This window comes from Dorea sp. YH-dor226 (genome assembly GCF_039832105.1).
In the GTDB taxonomy this organism is placed as follows: domain Bacteria; phylum Bacillota; class Clostridia; order Lachnospirales; family Lachnospiraceae; genus Dorea_A.
On record NZ_JBDOHS010000003.1, the window covers coordinates 1 to 15,815 of the forward strand.

13 protein-coding genes and 3 pseudogenes are annotated in these 15,815 nt (G+C 41.3%); 3 read left to right on the forward strand and 13 right to left on the reverse strand.

What is annotated here, in order from left to right:
• Positions 1-125, forward strand: a pseudogene (locus ABE547_RS03335) (IS3 family transposase); the annotation flags it as partial.
• A 138-nt stretch (positions 126-263) separates the two neighbouring features.
• Here the strand turns inward: ABE547_RS03335 and ABE547_RS03340 are convergent.
• The 5 genes and pseudogenes from ABE547_RS03340 to ABE547_RS03360 all read right to left on the reverse strand — a co-directional run bounded on the left by ABE547_RS03340 (position 264) and on the right by ABE547_RS03360 (position 4,689).
• Positions 264-1,364 carry a Fic family protein gene (locus ABE547_RS03340; RefSeq protein WP_347377439.1) on the reverse strand — a complete coding sequence of 367 codons (1,101 nt, stop codon included), beginning with the start codon at positions 1,362-1,364 and terminating at the stop codon, positions 264-266.
• Positions 1,365-1,451: 87 nt separating this feature from the next.
• Positions 1,452-2,037: pseudogene (locus ABE547_RS03345) on the reverse strand (site-specific integrase); the annotation flags it as partial.
• Between the two features lie 83 nt (positions 2,038-2,120).
• Positions 2,121-2,545: pseudogene (locus ABE547_RS03350) on the reverse strand (GNAT family N-acetyltransferase).
• Positions 2,546-2,838: 293 nt separating this feature from the next.
• Positions 2,839-3,915, reverse strand: a complete 1,077-nt coding sequence (locus ABE547_RS03355) for a M42 family peptidase (RefSeq protein ID WP_347377440.1) — start codon at positions 3,913-3,915, stop codon at positions 2,839-2,841.
• A gap of 12 nt (positions 3,916-3,927) precedes the next feature.
• Positions 3,928-4,689: a creatininase family protein gene (locus ABE547_RS03360; protein ID WP_347377441.1), complete on the reverse strand. Its 762-nt coding sequence runs from the start codon at positions 4,687-4,689 to the stop codon at positions 3,928-3,930.
• 523 nt (positions 4,690-5,212) lie between these two features.
• Here ABE547_RS03360 and ABE547_RS03365 point away from each other — a divergent pair.
• Together ABE547_RS03365 and ABE547_RS03370 are read left to right on the forward strand one after the other, a co-directional pair.
• Positions 5,213-6,241: a DegT/DnrJ/EryC1/StrS aminotransferase gene (locus ABE547_RS03365; RefSeq protein WP_347377442.1), complete on the forward strand. Its 1,029-nt coding sequence runs from the start codon at positions 5,213-5,215 to the stop codon at positions 6,239-6,241.
• A gap of 11 nt (positions 6,242-6,252) precedes the next feature.
• On the forward strand, positions 6,253-7,011 hold the full coding sequence (locus ABE547_RS03370) for a GntR family transcriptional regulator (protein WP_347377443.1): 759 nt from the start codon (positions 6,253-6,255) through the stop codon (positions 7,009-7,011).
• A 106-nt stretch (positions 7,012-7,117) separates the two neighbouring features.
• Here ABE547_RS03370 and ABE547_RS03375 read toward each other — a convergent pair whose 3' ends face one another.
• The 8 genes from ABE547_RS03375 to ABE547_RS03410 form a co-directional block, all read right to left on the reverse strand.
• The gene (locus tag ABE547_RS03375) at positions 7,118-7,390 is read right to left on the reverse strand and encodes a hypothetical protein (RefSeq protein WP_347377444.1); all 273 of its coding nucleotides are present in this window, start codon (positions 7,388-7,390) and stop codon (positions 7,118-7,120) included.
• 459 nt (positions 7,391-7,849) lie between these two features.
• Positions 7,850-8,836 (reverse strand): tyrosine-type recombinase/integrase, encoded by a 987-nt coding sequence (locus ABE547_RS03380; RefSeq protein ID WP_347377445.1) that lies wholly within the window; start codon positions 8,834-8,836, stop codon positions 7,850-7,852.
• Position 8,837: 1 nt separating this feature from the next.
• Positions 8,838-10,049: a site-specific integrase gene (locus tag ABE547_RS03385; protein ID WP_347377446.1), complete on the reverse strand. Its 1,212-nt coding sequence runs from the start codon at positions 10,047-10,049 to the stop codon at positions 8,838-8,840.
• A gap of 319 nt (positions 10,050-10,368) precedes the next feature.
• Positions 10,369-11,076, reverse strand: coding sequence for a GntR family transcriptional regulator (locus tag ABE547_RS03390; RefSeq protein WP_347375515.1), 708 nt, complete (start codon positions 11,074-11,076; stop codon positions 10,369-10,371).
• A 169-nt stretch (positions 11,077-11,245) separates the two neighbouring features.
• Positions 11,246-12,523: a nickel-dependent lactate racemase gene (gene larA, locus ABE547_RS03395; protein ID WP_347375514.1), complete on the reverse strand. Its 1,278-nt coding sequence runs from the start codon at positions 12,521-12,523 to the stop codon at positions 11,246-11,248.
• Positions 12,523-13,533, reverse strand: a complete 1,011-nt coding sequence (locus ABE547_RS03400) for an electron transfer flavoprotein subunit alpha/FixB family protein (RefSeq protein ID WP_347375513.1) — start codon at positions 13,531-13,533, stop codon at positions 12,523-12,525. Before ABE547_RS03400 ends, larA begins: the two co-directional genes overlap by 1 nt.
• A 12-nt stretch (positions 13,534-13,545) precedes the next feature.
• Complete coding sequence (locus ABE547_RS03405) at positions 13,546-14,349, reverse strand: electron transfer flavoprotein subunit beta/FixA family protein (RefSeq protein WP_347375512.1); 804 nt, start codon at positions 14,347-14,349, stop codon at positions 13,546-13,548.
• Positions 14,350-14,402: 53 nt separating this feature from the next.
• Positions 14,403-15,815, reverse strand: a complete 1,413-nt coding sequence (locus tag ABE547_RS03410) for an FAD-binding oxidoreductase (RefSeq protein ID WP_347375511.1) — start codon at positions 15,813-15,815, stop codon at positions 14,403-14,405.

Genomic DNA, 15,815 nt, shown 5'->3' on the forward strand with positions numbered 1-15,815 from the left:
ACAGGGTCATGGATGAAATAGGCCTTAGTCATCAACCAAAGCGTAAGCCGAATGGTATTACCAAGGCCGATCGGGAAGCTCGTAAGTCAGATGATCTTCTGAAGCGAGATTTCAAATCTGATGCTTCGTACGTTCGATCATGGTAAACAGTATTCAATTAAACTTTCCTATCGTAAGTACAAGAAATTTTCTTGTCTACAATTAATATACCGCATACGAGACGGTTTGTTCATGCGTTTTTGACTGGCAAATTTTATATTTTATTACGATATTTTTTTCAAAATCTTTTTCTCATTTGTCTTTGAAAAATCACTTAACCGATAAGATCGGACTCGTGTCTTTACAATGATTGGAATTAACAAACCATTATTTACCAGCTTTGCACATCGATTAATAATCGTTTTGTTGGTTACACCAAGCATTTTGCTTACTTCAATTGGTGTAAACTCATATAATCGCTTTTTTAACAGAAATGCTAAGAATTCTTTTTCTTTTGCATTTAAATAAGATAGACTTCCATCTAACTCGTCGTTTTCGGATGTTTTTGATAATTCATATACCTTTTTAGAATACAATTCCATCATCCGCAAAAAATAATTGATCCAAATTTCCGGATGAGGAGGATTTTCTCTTCCTGAATAATATAACGCCGGTAACCCCATTTGCAGTGATGCATAATACTCATCTGGATCATAGGCAAAATACTCTTCCAGAGAACCTATTCCATTAAAACCATATCCATAATAATCAAGAATATAGCCTGACATTAATCTGGCGGTTCTTCCATTTCCATCTCCAAAAGGATGAATGGTAACCAATTGATAATGAACTACAGCAGCAATAATCAGCGGATGATCATCTGTAGTATTTACATATTCAACAAGTTCATCCAACAAGTCTGGAATATCAATATACTCTGGTGGAATATATTCCGCTGCGCCTGTTTCGGAATCATATACTGCAAATAACATTCCAGGTGGCATAGGGCCTCTTAAGCCTATCTTTTCTTTTGACGCACCTTTTTCAACCATTGCCTGCACTTCTAAAATCATTTCTTTTGAAAAAACTTCTTTCTTTTTCAGTTTTTCTTCTAAAAAATTTAAAGCCAAAAAGTAATTACGAACTTCCTGTTCTGGCTTTAAAAAATGTTTGTGAGGATCACTATCAATAGCCTCATTTGCCTGTTTTTCAGTTAATGGATTTCCTTCAATCTTATTAGAAGCATAGGAACTTTTTTTCTTAGAGTTTTTTCTAAGTCTGTTTTTTATAACAGGTGGCATTTCTATCGTACTAAGAGAAAAACGCTTTTCGTCTATTTCCGATATTCTTTTTAAAATTTCATTTGTTAGCGTAACCTTAATCACATGATCCACCTCCATTTCATCCATATATTATATCGTTTTATGAATTGTTTTTCCACTAAAATTACACTATTTTTTCACTATTTTTCATTACTTCATCGTCTTCGCCAGTGAATTGAGCAATGCCCGCATCTCTGGATTAGCCAATACTTTTGCCAGAAGTTCCGGATCGACTTCATCAGCAACGGGTACATTATTATTTTCCTGCTGTGCATGCATCTGTGGATCCAGATTCTTTTTCTCATAAAATGCTTCTTCAATGACCGGAATCACCCTGTACCGCTTTGATATCTCCACCATTCAATTTCAGCTTATAAGTAACGCTGCTATGACGGAAACTGTGAAATACAACCGGTGGGAGATTATAGTCCTCTATCAGTTTTTTTAAAGGACCACGGATTGCTCCATCACCCAGGATTTCTTTCATTTCATCCTGCTCAGCTTTCCAGTCTACCAGCATATTAGCAACACTCTTCGGTAAGAATATCTTACGCACACTGCTTTCTGTCTTCGGTGTTTTCAGAATACGTACTGTAGAATTCTTCTTATGATTTGTCGGAAATACCAACAATACATCTTTTCCATCCAGTGCATTTAAAGATTCTTTTCTTATACGCTGTGATTCTTTATTGATGAAGACATATGCACGGTTTTCTTCAATTGCCTCAGCTGACAATTAAAAGCAGCTGCTTCCTTTTATGATATTGAATATTCTTCGCTCTGGAAATCGCAATTTACCATCCCTACAAATCCCGATTTCTATTTTTGTTTCCATAGCATGATGTACTCTTTTTCACCAGTAGCTTCATCCAAACCTTCACATTGAATAATGAACCCTTCTCTTTGGTAAAAAGAAATTGCTCTGGCATTCTTCTGGTATACATTTAATTGTAGGCTGATTTTTTTATCCTTAATATAATCCAATAAAAGCTTACCTATGCCACATGACTGCATTTCATCAGAGACAAAAATACCTTCGATATATCCATCATTTAGTCCTACAAATCCTTGTATCATTTTATCCGCTTCAAACACATAGACTTCGGATTGTGACATCATTTCTTTCACTAATTCATAATTACTTTTCCAGTATTGATTGTAAATAAAATAATGTGCTTTCAGATTTATCTCTACCATATGTCAGCAACTCTATCGACATCTTCATTCATCAACTTTCTAATCATAATAAATATTCTCCACAACTACATCCTTTATGTTTTTCTCTTTTTTCATTCTATCATAAGCTCATCTTTATTCGTAATTTTATTGATATTTTTCTTTTGCGCACTTTCAAGTCGAGCATCCGCGAGACTTGGCACGTGATAAACAAATTTGTTATTACTCGCGCATCTGAAAGAGGTGGGAGTCTTCTCGACTGAAATAAAAAAAGGATTTTATGCAGTTTCTGCTTATCTTAGCTCCTGCATAAAATCCAGAATTTGTTTTACATATTATATGTAGAACACACCATAATTTTTTAAAAACTCATAATCTGTTCTTCGTCAAGTCTTTTGAGAATTTCGCACGCCAGCTTAACAGCGTTATCAAAGTCAGCATAAGCTGAAATTCCATAATGCGTATGTGCATAGCGAACCGGAACTCCAATAACGATAACCGGAACCGCTTTTTCAGTCAAATGTATAGCTGCACCATTAGTTGAACCAGCACTACGAACTGAATCCTGAACCGGGATACCAAGCTTTTCTGCCAAATCCAACGCATATCTTTGATAACGTGGATTCGTGATCATACGGGAATCAATGTGACGCAGCATCGGTCCGCGCTTGATAGCTGTCTGAACCATATACTCTTCAACACAAGTATCATCTGCCGGGCATCCTTCAAAAACAATTGCAATATCCGGCTTAATCACCTGTGCTGTCACGGTGGCACCACGTACACCTACCTCTTCCTGTGCTGCACAAGCGCCAACAATATCAACATTCAGATCCTCACCAGCCAGTGTATGCATAGTCTTAAGAATTGCCGCACATCCCAAACGGCAGTCAAAGCTCTTGCCCACCATCAGATCTGTGTTTTCTGAATATGTAAATGTCACATCCGGCACTACCGGTTCACCGATACGAATGCCGAACTTTTCAACTGCTTCTTCTTTAGAAACAGCTCCAACATCTACCGTAATATCTTTCATATCCAAAGGTGCTTTACGCTCCTGCTCTGTCATGAAATGAGGAGGCTTGCTGGCAGTAAGACCCGGAATATATTCTCCAAATCGGTTGCGCACCCAGACTTTATGTGCCGGAATATTATGGTTAACCCATCCTCCGACCTGAATAATGCGAAGTGTTCCGTTCGGGCAGATAGCCTGCACCATAAAACCAACCTCATCACTATGTGCGTCAAGCTGAACAACCGGACGTTTGCCATTATTTTCTTTGCGGCGGATATACAGATTGCGCATGCGATCTTCTTTAATTTCTCCAAGTCCTTCTGCGTAAGGACGAATCGCTGCAACCACTTCATCTTCGAAACCGGATGTACCGTTTGCATTTGAAATTGCTGCAATCATTTCCAGCGTCGTTTTTTTATCCATTTTAATACCCCTTTATGAAAGTTCTACTTTCTTGAATTCTTCCATGAAATCAACAATATAGTTTGCTGTAGTCTCAAGCATCTCCTTGCCCCATTCTTCTGTAGCGGTGCTTGGATGATCTGGTCCAATCCAGCCACTGTCTGTTACGTTCGGAGTATGACGTACAATATCAACGTTAACTCCCTTGAACTCAACAGAACGGAAACCGGTTGTCTTCAGGTTATCAGTCAGGTGCTTAAACTTAAGTTCCCCACCGATCTCACTCTTATCAACTAAAGATGGATCAATTCCAAGAATTGCAGCTGTTTCCTCACCGCCGCCATGGCCGCCTTTCCATGCTGGGTTCATATCCCATGCCATCAGCCACCAGTTAAGCATAGCAACCAGACAGCCTTTATCTTCGAATTCCATGCCAAGGCGATCAATCATCTTAACATTTCCGCCATGACCGTTCAGGAAAACGAATTTTCTTGCGCCGTGACGATACAGACTCAGGAAAATCTGTCGGCAAAACTGATAGAGTACCTCGCCGTCAATATCAATTGTACCCGGATACGGAGCTAAACACTCGCAAGAACCATATGGAATGGTCGGAGCAATCAAAACATCACTCTTCTTTTCAATTTTTTCTAACAAATGATCCGGAATCAGTGTATCGGTTCCAAGTGGCATGTGACGACCGTGACACTCAATACTACCGATAGAAATAAGTACCATATCATTTTTTTCAAAATATTCTTGGGCTTTCGGCCAAGTCAAATCTGTAAGTCTCATAGTTTTCTTTCCTTTCACATATAATAATTATTCTCTTCTGAAAATCGGACTATCCGGAAACCGGACAGTCCGACATCCGTTCGTTACTGTGCTACTTTAACTTTATCCAGGCTATAGTGTCCATTATTATCCTCATTTCGTAATATCTGAACAGATACGCCTATAATATTCGAGCCGCTCTTGATAAAATAAGTATAGTTTAGGCAAATATGATTGTCAACAATTTCGAATTGATGTTAACAACAAAAAAATGTCAGTATTTTTGTTGATTTTCACCATATTTTTTTCTCTAAACAATATTTTTAAAACTTTTTACAACTGCATAACATGCTTTTTTATGCAGTTGTACCAATTTTTTAAAATAATAATTGTTAATAATGTTATTGTGTGACTTTTCATGTATTTTTTTGCAAAAAAATAATACTTTCGCTTTTGTTAACAATCCACTATAATTGTAATTAGTTTTAAATAACGGACAAAAGACACACGTATAACTTTTCTATTAGTAAGGAGGAAACAAAACATGCGAAAAATTGGCGGTTTATTCAACTATGAACCAAGCAAACCTATCGAAAACGGATACTTTTCACGTATCTGCTCACCTAGTGACGATCTGGCATTTAACATGTCTGGACGATGCGCTATATATTATTGTTTACAGGATATTGCACTGCACGATACGCGTAAAGTAGCATATGTGCCTTTGTATACCTGTGAGACAGTCCTTGCTCCTTTTGAAAAAGCTGGATATCAGCTGAAATTTTATGAGCTGGACAAAGATTTGCACAGCATTTTCGATACTTCTGTTATCGATGAAATCAGTGTTTTATCTCTTTGTGGCTACTATGGCTTCTGCAACTATGATCACGACTTCGTTAAAGCCTGCAAAGAAAAAGGAGTTGTAATTTTTGAAGATGTAACTCATTCCATGCTCTCAGCTGACGGTATCGATCCTCTCTGTGATTATTTTGCCGGAAGCTTCCGAAAATGGATGGGGGTTGATTGCGGTGGATTCGCCGTTAAACGAAACGGAACCTTTGAAACTCCTCTTCTGCCAGTAGAAGCAACACATCTTAAACAGCGAAAAGAATACTACGAGACAGGAGACGGTGATGTTTTCTGGGAAGGAGAGCTGCGACTTCGTCAGATATTTGACAGCTTTGCTGGAGATGATAATTCAGAATATCTCCTTCGCCATGCTGACTTTGATTCCATTTGCAAGACAAGACGTGAAAACTACGCTGCACTTTTAGACGCTCTTACCGCACCTCTTCATGGTGTGCAAGTAGTCTTTCCTGAGCTTCCAGAGGCTACTGTTCCAAGCCATTTCTGCCTATATGCCGAAAATCGTGAGAGATTTCAGCAATACCTGACAGATCACCAGATTCGCTCGACTGTCTACTGGCCAGTGGGGCCTCTGGTTCATCCACTGCCAGATTCATCAGAACAATACATTTATGACCACATTGTATCCGTTCCTTGCGATCAGCGCTTCACACCTTCTGATATGCAATATGTTGCGCAAGTCTTAATGGATTATTCTGGAAATTAGATGAGGTAAATATGCAGGAACAACGAAAAGCATCAAACACAACTACATCAGAAATTGTTCTTGAATCTCTGCGTGAGCAGATTATTAACGGAACCCTTCAGCCTCAGGAAAAACTGGTAGAGGCTGAAATTGCCCAGAAATTCGGACTCAGCCGAGGACCTGTGCGCGAAGCACTGCGACAGCTTGCCGTCGAAGGTTTAGTCGATTACTGTCCTAACAAAGGATGTACAGTCGCACTGCTTTCTCCGCAGGATGCGTATGAAGTCTTCTTTTTACGCGGCAGCCTCGAAAAACTGGCAATTCAAAAAAGCAACTGTCGACTTAGTGATTATAGTCTCCTGATAATGGAAGCCAGCATTGAAGAATTTCGAAAGGCTGTTCTCGAAGGTAATACCATGAAGGCCGTTCACGCAGATGAGACATTCCACCAGCAGATCATTCGCTCTGCCCATCTTGACCGATTGACTAAAATGTGGGAGCTTCTAAGCCCCCTGAATGGTGCCATGTTTCTCTCGGTTCAAAATGCTAACCACTTTGGACAGTTAAACGGAGATACTGAAACGCTTCAGAATGCTAAATGCTTAGAACCAAACACTCCGGATTCACGCACCTCTCATAACGGAGGTGCTGCAGTATGGACACACCAAAGCTTGTTGGAAGCCATCCGAAGCAGCGACCTCCAGGCAGCCTGTGCTCTTTTGGATCAGCATTATGAAGAAACCGGCAGACGTGTATACAGACTTTCACTCATGAAAGAACAGAGCTTTTAATTCGTTTCATTAATATTCAAGAGGGCCTGGAATAATTCCGGACCCTCTTGAACTTTGATTATCCTTTACAGCTGTAAGTCAAGATTTTTCAATTGTGAAATAGTTTTTATAATAATGTAAACTTAGCTACATCTTCATGTGGATTTACTTTTGCCAAACCAATCTCTCCAAATCGTGCTGTAAATGGTATGAAATTTTCCTGCATCGTCTGAAATGCCTTCTGCATCTGCACTTTATCCAATGTTTTTCCAAGAGTTATATGTGGCAGCCATGAAAAAGGCTTATAATATTCACTCAACGTTGTCTCGGGAATATCGCAAAATGCTTTATATATTTCCCCAGACAGATCAAACAGCTTCTCTGTGTTGAAACCTTTCATTGCCCTTCGTTCCTTTGCTTTATATGTAGAAACTATTTCAAATGGAATAACAAAGCCAAAACAAGGAAAGAACACAAGAATTCCGTATGATCATCAAAAAGAGGCTATGGCTGCACTTACAAGACTTGATGAAGAAAAAGGAACATATAGCGGATTAATTGTTCTTCCAATATTTGGGATGAAAACAGGTGGATTATAGAAAAGAAATATCGTGGAATTCGGAAAAGAAAAGTATTCTTACAAGCTGTTTTGTACCAAGTGGATTATCTATACCACAAGCGAGAAATTGACCGATCGCTAGAAGGGGTTTCTGACAATGCCAAAGAACTTGGATATAAAATCAATGTTGATGATTTGACAGAGGATTATGAAGGCATTTCAGAATACTTCAAACGAATATGGATTCAGTTGAAATATACAAGATATACTGATAAAAACCGAGTTAGATATCGTGCAAAATCAGTTTCTTTCATGGCATACCTCCGGAATGACGTATGCACAGGATTTCTCCACTTTTTTCATCAGATCGGGATAAACTTCTGCTGTCAGACGTAGATATTGTGCCGTTGAGCGTACTGATTTGTGTCCCATATAAGTGGAGAGGATTGGAAGCATAGCAGATAAATCGGCTTCTTCCTTGATCCATTTCTGTAAAACATGAACTGCGAATGTATGACGGATATCGTGCAAGCGAGGTCCCTGACCTTTTCCACCATGTGAAATACCAGCAACTTCTAGATATCTGCGATATCTTTGATATACAGTCATGGGACTGATCATGGTCTTATCTGGTGCAAGAAAGAAAAAGTCACTGTCTTTTTCCCACCAGATTTTATCTGCATAGGATATACACGCTTCTTTCACGGAATCTGATAATGGGATATATCGATCACGATCAGTTTTTGCTTCACGGATTGTAAGAATCCCCTCTTCGAGATTTACATCCTTGTAGCGAAGTCCTACAACTTCTGATACCCGAAGTCCACAGCCATAAAGAATTCTAAAAATTACTGGCAATGCCAGATGCATGTTTCTCGCAACCTCTCGAGGTTCTGTTTCATCTGCGGCTTTGATCACAGAAGTTATCTGTTCGTGTGTAAATATATAAGGTACAAATGAATTATGATTCAATCCTTTTACTTCCGGCACGATATAAGCATCATATCCGAGGTTATTCAAGTAGATGGCAAACTGTCTTATGCCGGTAATGCGGTGTGAGCGACTTTTTTCAGATTCACCTTCCCGAGGGGCCATCCATTTTTCAGCAAGAGAACGGGATATTTCTATTTCTGTGACACCCTGTTCTTCACTGAAACGACAAAATCGAGATAAGCATTTCGGTTCATCTGCGTATTTAAAACCGGCACTTCTTTTGTATTGAATGAATTCATGAATGGTTTCAGCAAAAGGGCCTGTCATTGTTGGAGATTTTCTAATTCTTGTCATGTTAGATTGCCACCTCCAATGCACACTTCCTAAGTTCACTGATATCGATACGAAGATAGGCCATCGTTGTTTCGGTAGTTGTATGTCCCAGGATTTCTGAAATAACAGGAAGAGGAATCTCATGTTCCAACAGACGACTCGCAAGGCTATGACGAAGCGTATGAGAACCTTTCTTTTTCCCTTCAAGATGAATTCCGGATTTCTGGAGATGGACTCTTACAAGAGCACCGACTGCACCCGGATTGAAATTCGTATAAGGTGGAACCTGTCTCACAAACACATGATCCGAATCAGTTTTTGGTCTTGAGTTCTTCAGATAATTGATGATTGCTTCACCAACATCTTCAAGAAGGGGAAGTTCCAATGGATTTCCAGTTTTTACCTGGGTCAGTCGGATGACTTCTTTCTCCCAGTCGATGTTAGAAAATCTGAGATTTGCAACATCGCTGCTACGCAGACCAAGTCTTGCAATGAGCAGAATGATGGCATAATCACGGATTCCACAAGGATTTCCAAGATCAATCGAATCAAGAAGCTTTGTTACCTCGTTCGCAGAATACGAGGAAGGCAAGCGACTCTGTCTGTTGTAATGAGGGTTTGGAAGCTTTGAGAACATCTCTTTTTCCATAAAACCATTCTCATAGCAGTATTTCAGATAATATCGTACCGCACGCATTGTATGATTTATGGTTGGTTTTTCATAACAGCTCAAAGATGTCATGAAATCCAAAACATCTTTAAGAGACAACGTATCCAGAGAAGAAATATTTTTCTTCATTAAAAAGGCAAAAAAACGTTCCAGATATAAACTGGAAATCTTATTCGATTTTTTGATGATTCCGATTTTCTCCCGATGGGAAATATATGCTTCTGCGCTGTTTTTGAATCCTTCCGGAAAGGTGTATGCTCTTTTATCCATAACAAGATAGAGAGTGACATTTCCCGAACGTTGGTATTCTGCCAAAGCATTTATACAACGGGAATAGGTTGCACACCATTTTTTCTGCTTGATTTTAGATGACATGGAATAATGATCTTCTAAAAACTGTAATCCAAAGTCCATGCTGAAAGAATCTGTGTCGTGTTCTTCGGCGTAGAGTAAAAGTTGTTTTGTAAGAGTTTTAAATACGTTTTGGTAATAGTTGGATGCACCTGCCTGAATGAGTGCTTCCTCAGTCTGGTTGATTAGTTGCTGCAAAGTTGAATTTTCCACCTTGTGTTCCTCCTTAAGTGATTTGATAAAAATACACTTAAATCGTGATAGATTATGGAAAGTAAATCAACCAAAGAATCCTTTATTCATAAGGATTTCTATCGCCAACTTTGCATAATGTGTAGCTTTTCATAACCTCCACCTTCCTTCAGATTCCCCTTGCGTTAATCATAGTCGTTGCTATGAAAAGGACACCCTTGGTCTTGGCTGTATCCTTCCCACTACTAGGGCGGATTAGGGACTTTCACCCGTTAGAAACGTGCGCCGCAAGGCGCACCACAAAAAACTGCAAGGGGACATTTACCTCTTGCAGTATAATCTATTTATCTTCATATTTTCTCAGTTGCTCTCCGACGATTTCAAAGTGTCTCTCCAGTGTTTCCATTCCTGCCCTGCGGTTCTTCTCCATCAGTGAATTATAAATCCCCCAGTGCGATTTCCGGAGATTCTCCGCGCGCCTCTTATCCACCAGTATCCTTGAGCGGAAATCCTTGATGAACTGATCCATAAGATTCCCAAGCATACTGTAATACATCTGCAGAAGCCGATTATGGGATGCTTCCATGAGTACTGCATGGAACTGTATATCCAGATCCGTACTCTCTTTAATTCCGACAGCTTCATCCATCTTAAGAAGGATCTGATGCATCTTCTCCAGTTCTTCGGGTGTTGCCTCTTCCATCGCACGCTTCAGAGCTACAATCTCATATCCCTGCCTCAGATAGAAGATCTCTGTGTAGTCAATATCCAGAAGAGCCATAACCATATTGGCTGTACGGGTCATGTATTCATTCGTATCACAGCGGATATAATTGCCGCTCCCCTGCAGACATTCGATCAATCCGCTGATCTCCAGCATATGCATAACCTCACGGACAGAATTACGGCTAACCCCGAGCTTCTCTGCAATCTCTCTCTCCGGAGGAATCTTATCATTCATCTTCAGTTCCCCTGATAAGATCTGCTCAGAAAAATAGTTAAAAACATATTCATATGTCTTTGTTCCCGCAACTCTGGTAATATCCATGGCAATCTCCCTCAAAATCTGTTCTTATGCAATATTGTAATTGTATATGATTGTTAAAAAAAAAGCAAGTGCTATCCTCGCATTTGCTTTTATTGTTTCCGGCGATCGGATACAAAAATGTAATCCGACCGCCGTCCTATTAATATATAATAAATATGAGCAACCTGAATTAATGCACCATTACAGATACTCCGTCCGGTATCACTGCAATGTGGGCATCGTGCCCTTTCTCTGCGATGGCCATCCAAAGCGCCTCATTCACATCTGCTGCTACTTCAAATCCCATCTCTTTTGCCATTTCGCGGTACTCTTCACACATTACATAGATGACCTTGTGCTGGATCAGTATCCGGATCTGGATCTGATACTCCCACTGGTCAGGCTTCGTCTTATCCTGCGGAACTTTCAGAATCTCATCCATGAGTGCCTGTGGACTCTCACAGTCCCGAAGCGCCTTATAAAAGCCCTCTCCGCCATGACCGTCGCCACAGTTTGAAACCATAATGATAATTCCGTCCTCTTTCGCTGCCGCCTCAGCTGCAGTCATACCCTTCACGGACTGATACATGTTCTGATCAAGAGGATATCCTCCATTTGTGGAAATGGCAATATCTGCTTTCTCCTTTGGTGTGACCTGACAGTACTTTCTGAGGAAATCACATCCTGCCTCATGTGCCTTGATCGCATCTCCGGCAACGGCATGGACGACCTTTTTATCAGAGTCAATGACCACATTCACAATATACTGCTGTTTTGCCATACGGCTTGCAGCAACCATATCCCGGTGAATCGGGTTATTCTCCAGTATTCCGGTACGGCTGTACGGAGAATCGATGAATTTGGAACAATGATTTCCAAGCACTGTCACTTTGCTTGAGACTCCCGGGAGGACACTCTTTCGTCCTCCTGAAAATCCTGCAAAGAAATGGGTTTCAATAAAGCCTTCGCTCACAAGAAGATCAGCCTCGGCCGCCACTCTATTAATCAGAAGCGGTGCTCCGGATGGCAGAACTCCGAGATCCACCATCTGACTAATATCCCGGCTGTCATGGATCACGATCTTCTCATGATCCACAATCTCCTCACCAAATTTGCTGACCAGCTCTTCCCTGGTCGTCTCTCTGTGGAAACCGGTCGCAATAAGAAGTGTAACGTCTGCGGACGGGTTTCCTTCTCTGATTTCTCTCAGCATAAATGGAATAATATGCTTAGACGGAACAGGTCTTGTATGATCTGAGCAGATGATCACTATATTCTGCTTTCCTCTGGAAAGTTCAGACAGTCTCGGAGAACCGATGGGATGCTCCATGGCCTCCTGCACCAGTTCATCCTCTGTCTTCTCCGGTTTCGGCATAGAGACAATCGCCGATTCCAGTATCTCATAATCCAGACTGTCATCCAGATCAAGCATCATTCCTGTTGTTGAAAACGGAAGATTGATTTTCATTATTTCTCCTTCATTTCTTTAAATGCTGCCGTCAATGCCGGCACAACTTCGTTCAGGTTTCCTACGATACCATAGTCTGAAACATCAAAGATCGGAGCTTCCGGATCTTTGTTAATTGCAATAATCGTATCAGATCCTGAAATACCCGTCAAATGCTGGATAGCTCCGGAGATACCGATTGCAAAATATACCTTCGGTGCAACCGTCTTTCCGGACTGACCAACCTGAAATACCTGCGGTTTCCAGCCTGCATCTACAACTGCACGGCTGCATCCGATCGTAGCTCCCAGTACATCTGCAAGTTCTTCGAGAATCTTAAAGTTATCTGCTGATCCAACTCCACGTCCGCCGGAAACGATGATTTCTGCCTCGGCAAGATCAACCGCTTCAGAAACTTCCTGTACACGCTTTACGAGGGAAGTACGGATATCTTCTTCCGGAACATGAACATCTTCTTTGATGATCTTTCCTGTACGGCTCTCATCATAAGCACCTTTTTTGAACACTCCCGGACGTACAGTTCCCATCTGTGGACGGTGATCCGGACACATGATTGTAGCCATCAGGTTACCGCCGAATGTCGGACGTGTCCATGCCATATTTCCGGTCTCTTCATCGATGCCGATCTCTGTACAGTCTGCTGTCAGGCCTGTCTTGATACGGCAGGAAACTCTCGGTCCCATATCACGGCCATTGTTTGTAGCTCCGATGATCAGTGTCTCCGGTTTATGTTTCTCGATCAGTGTAACGATCGCATTAGTAAATGCGTCTGTTGTATAATATTCATATTCCGATCCATCCACAACGATTGCAGAATCTGCACCGTATGCGATTGCGTCCTTTGCAACGCCTTCCACGTTATTTCCAATAACCACTGCAACCAGCTCGCAGCCTTTCTGCTCAGCCAGAGGTTTTGCAGCGTTCAACAATTCATATCCGACATTCTTGGCTTTGCCGCACTCTGTCTCAATGAATATCCACATATTTTTATAATCACCAAGATTACTCATTCTCTCGTCCTCCTATAAAATCTTTGCATCATGAACCAATTCTACAAGTTTAGCTGCAGCAGCCTCTGCTCCCATACCACGGATCGTCATACCTGTCTTCTCTCTCACCGGTGTATATGTAGACTTTACTTTTGTCGGAGAACCGCCCAGTCCGCAGCGGTCCAGATCAATCGTTGTCAGATCTGCTTCTGCAAGGACAGGAATCTCTTTTGTCCTGGCTTCTTTTCTTGTTCTGTACGTTGGATATCTTGGCTCATATGGAAGCTTCACAACAGTTACTACTGCCGGAAGTTTCACAGAGATAATGTCATATCCTGCGTCACACTCACGTTTTACCTGCAGATCTCCGTCTACTTCCTGAATATCCAGTGCATAGGTAACCTGCGGAATTCCAAGATGCTCTGCGATCTCAGGGCCAACCTGAGCTGTATCACCATCGATAGCCTGTTTTCCGCAGAGGATCAGATCAAATTTTACTCCCTCTTTTTCTTCTACTGCTTTGATCGCCTCGGATAAAATATAACTTGTTGCAAGTGTGTCGGATCCACCGAATTTTCTTCCAGAAATCAGATAACCTGCATCTGCTCCAACTGAAAGGCAGGATCTGATCGCTTCCTTTGCCTGCGGAGGTCCCATTGTGATTACTACAAGTCTTCCACCGAGTTTCTCTTTTAATCTGACACCAACCTCCTGGGCATATGTGTCAAATGGATTTACAATACTTGGTACGCCTGTACGGATCAGTGTATGTTTCACCGGATCGATCTTAATTTCATTTGTATCAGGCACCTGTTTAATACAAACACAAATATTCATCTTATTCTCCTATTAATTCAAACATTGTCATCATTGTTACTCTATACGAAATCTTACAGTTTGTAGCAAACCTTTCCCGGATTCAGAATCATCTTAGGATCAAATACTCTCTTGATACCTTCCATCAGAGCCATATTTGTCTCTCCGACAGAATCTACCAGATATTTGATCTTTCCGGATCCGATTCCATGCTCACCGGATACAAGACCGCCACAGTCTGTAGCAGCTTTGTAAATAATCTCAAAGAATTTATCCACTCTCTCCTTGAATTCTTCTTCCGACAGATCATTGGAGCACTGATAGATATGAAGGTTTCCGTCTCCTGCATGTCCGAATGAACGGATCACAAGACCGCATTCCTCTCCTGTCTTATTTACAAATGCAAGGTACTCAGCGATTTTATTTACAGGTACAACAACGTCGCACTCGTCGAGAAGTTTTGTCTCTTCCATGATTGCTTCCAGGAAGGAAGAACGTGCAGCCCATGCATCTTTGATTCTGGTTGGTGTATCTGCGATCAGAACATTGATCGCACCTGCTTCCATAACGATCTCTGCTGCCTGATCGATCATATTTTCAACCTCATCCTCGGAATTACCATCCAGTGTAACAAGAAGGTATGCTCCGATCTCTGTATCCTCCAGTTTCTGTGGGAATACTGCTTTTCCAACATAACGCTCGGATGCAAGAACGATCTCTCTTTCCATGAACTCGATTGCCTGAGGATCCATATGAGCCATCTTGAATTTCGGTACTGTTGAAAGTGCTGTATCAAGATCCTTGTAAGGAATGATAAGGGATACGACTTTCTTTGGTGCCGGAATGATCTTCAGAGTCAGCTCTGTGATGATTCCAAGTGTTCCCTCTGATCCGATCATCAGGTTCAGAAGAGAATATCCGGAAGATGTCTTGGATACGGTTGCTCCAAGATGTGTGATCTCACCTGTAGGAAGAACAACTGTCATTGCTCTTACATAGTCACGTGTTGCACCATATTTGACAGCTCTCATACCGCCTGCATTTGTAGCAACGTTACCGCCCACACATGCAAATTTCTCACCTGGATCCGGTGGATACAGCATGCCTCTGCTCTGGCAGTCAGAAGCAAGATCGTTCAAAAGAACACCTGCCTCAATATTTACTACAAAGTTTTCCATATCATAGGAAACGATTCTGTTCATCTTGGAAATATCAATGAGGACACCTCCGTAAAGCGGAACAGCTCCTCCTGCAAGTCCTGTACCGGCTCCTCTTGGTGTTACAGGAATATTATTCTCATAGCAGATCTTCACAACAGCAGCAACTTCCTCTGTGGAACGTGGCTGAACTGCGAGATCCGGCATCTTTGTGCCATAGATTGGCATTTCATCTTTCGCGTAATCAGGATTAATGTCTGCTCCCTCAAACACATGGTCAGAAACCGCCTTGATCTGAGCAACGATTTCAGGTGTCAACTGATTGTACAT

Excerpts from the sequence above, each read along its gene's own strand:
- ABE547_RS03355 (WP_347377440.1), bottom strand. The coding sequence starts at position 3,915 with ATGGATAAAAAAACGACGCTGGAAATGATTGCAGCAATTTCAAATGCA.
- ABE547_RS03360 (WP_347377441.1), bottom strand. The coding sequence starts at position 4,689 with ATGAGACTTACAGATTTGACTTGGCCGAAAGCCCAAGAATATTTTGAA.
- ABE547_RS03365 (WP_347377442.1), top strand. The coding sequence starts at position 5,213 with ATGCGAAAAATTGGCGGTTTATTCAACTATGAACCAAGCAAACCTATC.
- ABE547_RS03370 (WP_347377443.1), top strand. The coding sequence starts at position 6,253 with ATGCAGGAACAACGAAAAGCATCAAACACAACTACATCAGAAATTGTT.
- ABE547_RS03375 (WP_347377444.1), bottom strand. The coding sequence starts at position 7,390 with ATGAAAGGTTTCAACACAGAGAAGCTGTTTGATCTGTCTGGGGAAATA.
- ABE547_RS03380 (WP_347377445.1), bottom strand. The coding sequence starts at position 8,836 with ATGACAAGAATTAGAAAATCTCCAACAATGACAGGCCCTTTTGCTGAA.
- ABE547_RS03390 (WP_347375515.1), bottom strand. The coding sequence starts at position 11,076 with ATGGATATTACCAGAGTTGCGGGAACAAAGACATATGAATATGTTTTT.
- larA (WP_347375514.1), bottom strand. The coding sequence starts at position 12,523 with ATGAAAATCAATCTTCCGTTTTCAACAACAGGAATGATGCTTGATCTG.
- ABE547_RS03400 (WP_347375513.1), bottom strand. The coding sequence starts at position 13,533 with ATGAGTAATCTTGGTGATTATAAAAATATGTGGATATTCATTGAGACA.
- ABE547_RS03405 (WP_347375512.1), bottom strand. The coding sequence starts at position 14,349 with ATGAATATTTGTGTTTGTATTAAACAGGTGCCTGATACAAATGAAATT.
- ABE547_RS03410 (WP_347375511.1), bottom strand. The coding sequence starts at position 15,815 with ATGTACAATCAGTTGACACCTGAAATCGTTGCTCAGATCAAGGCGGTT.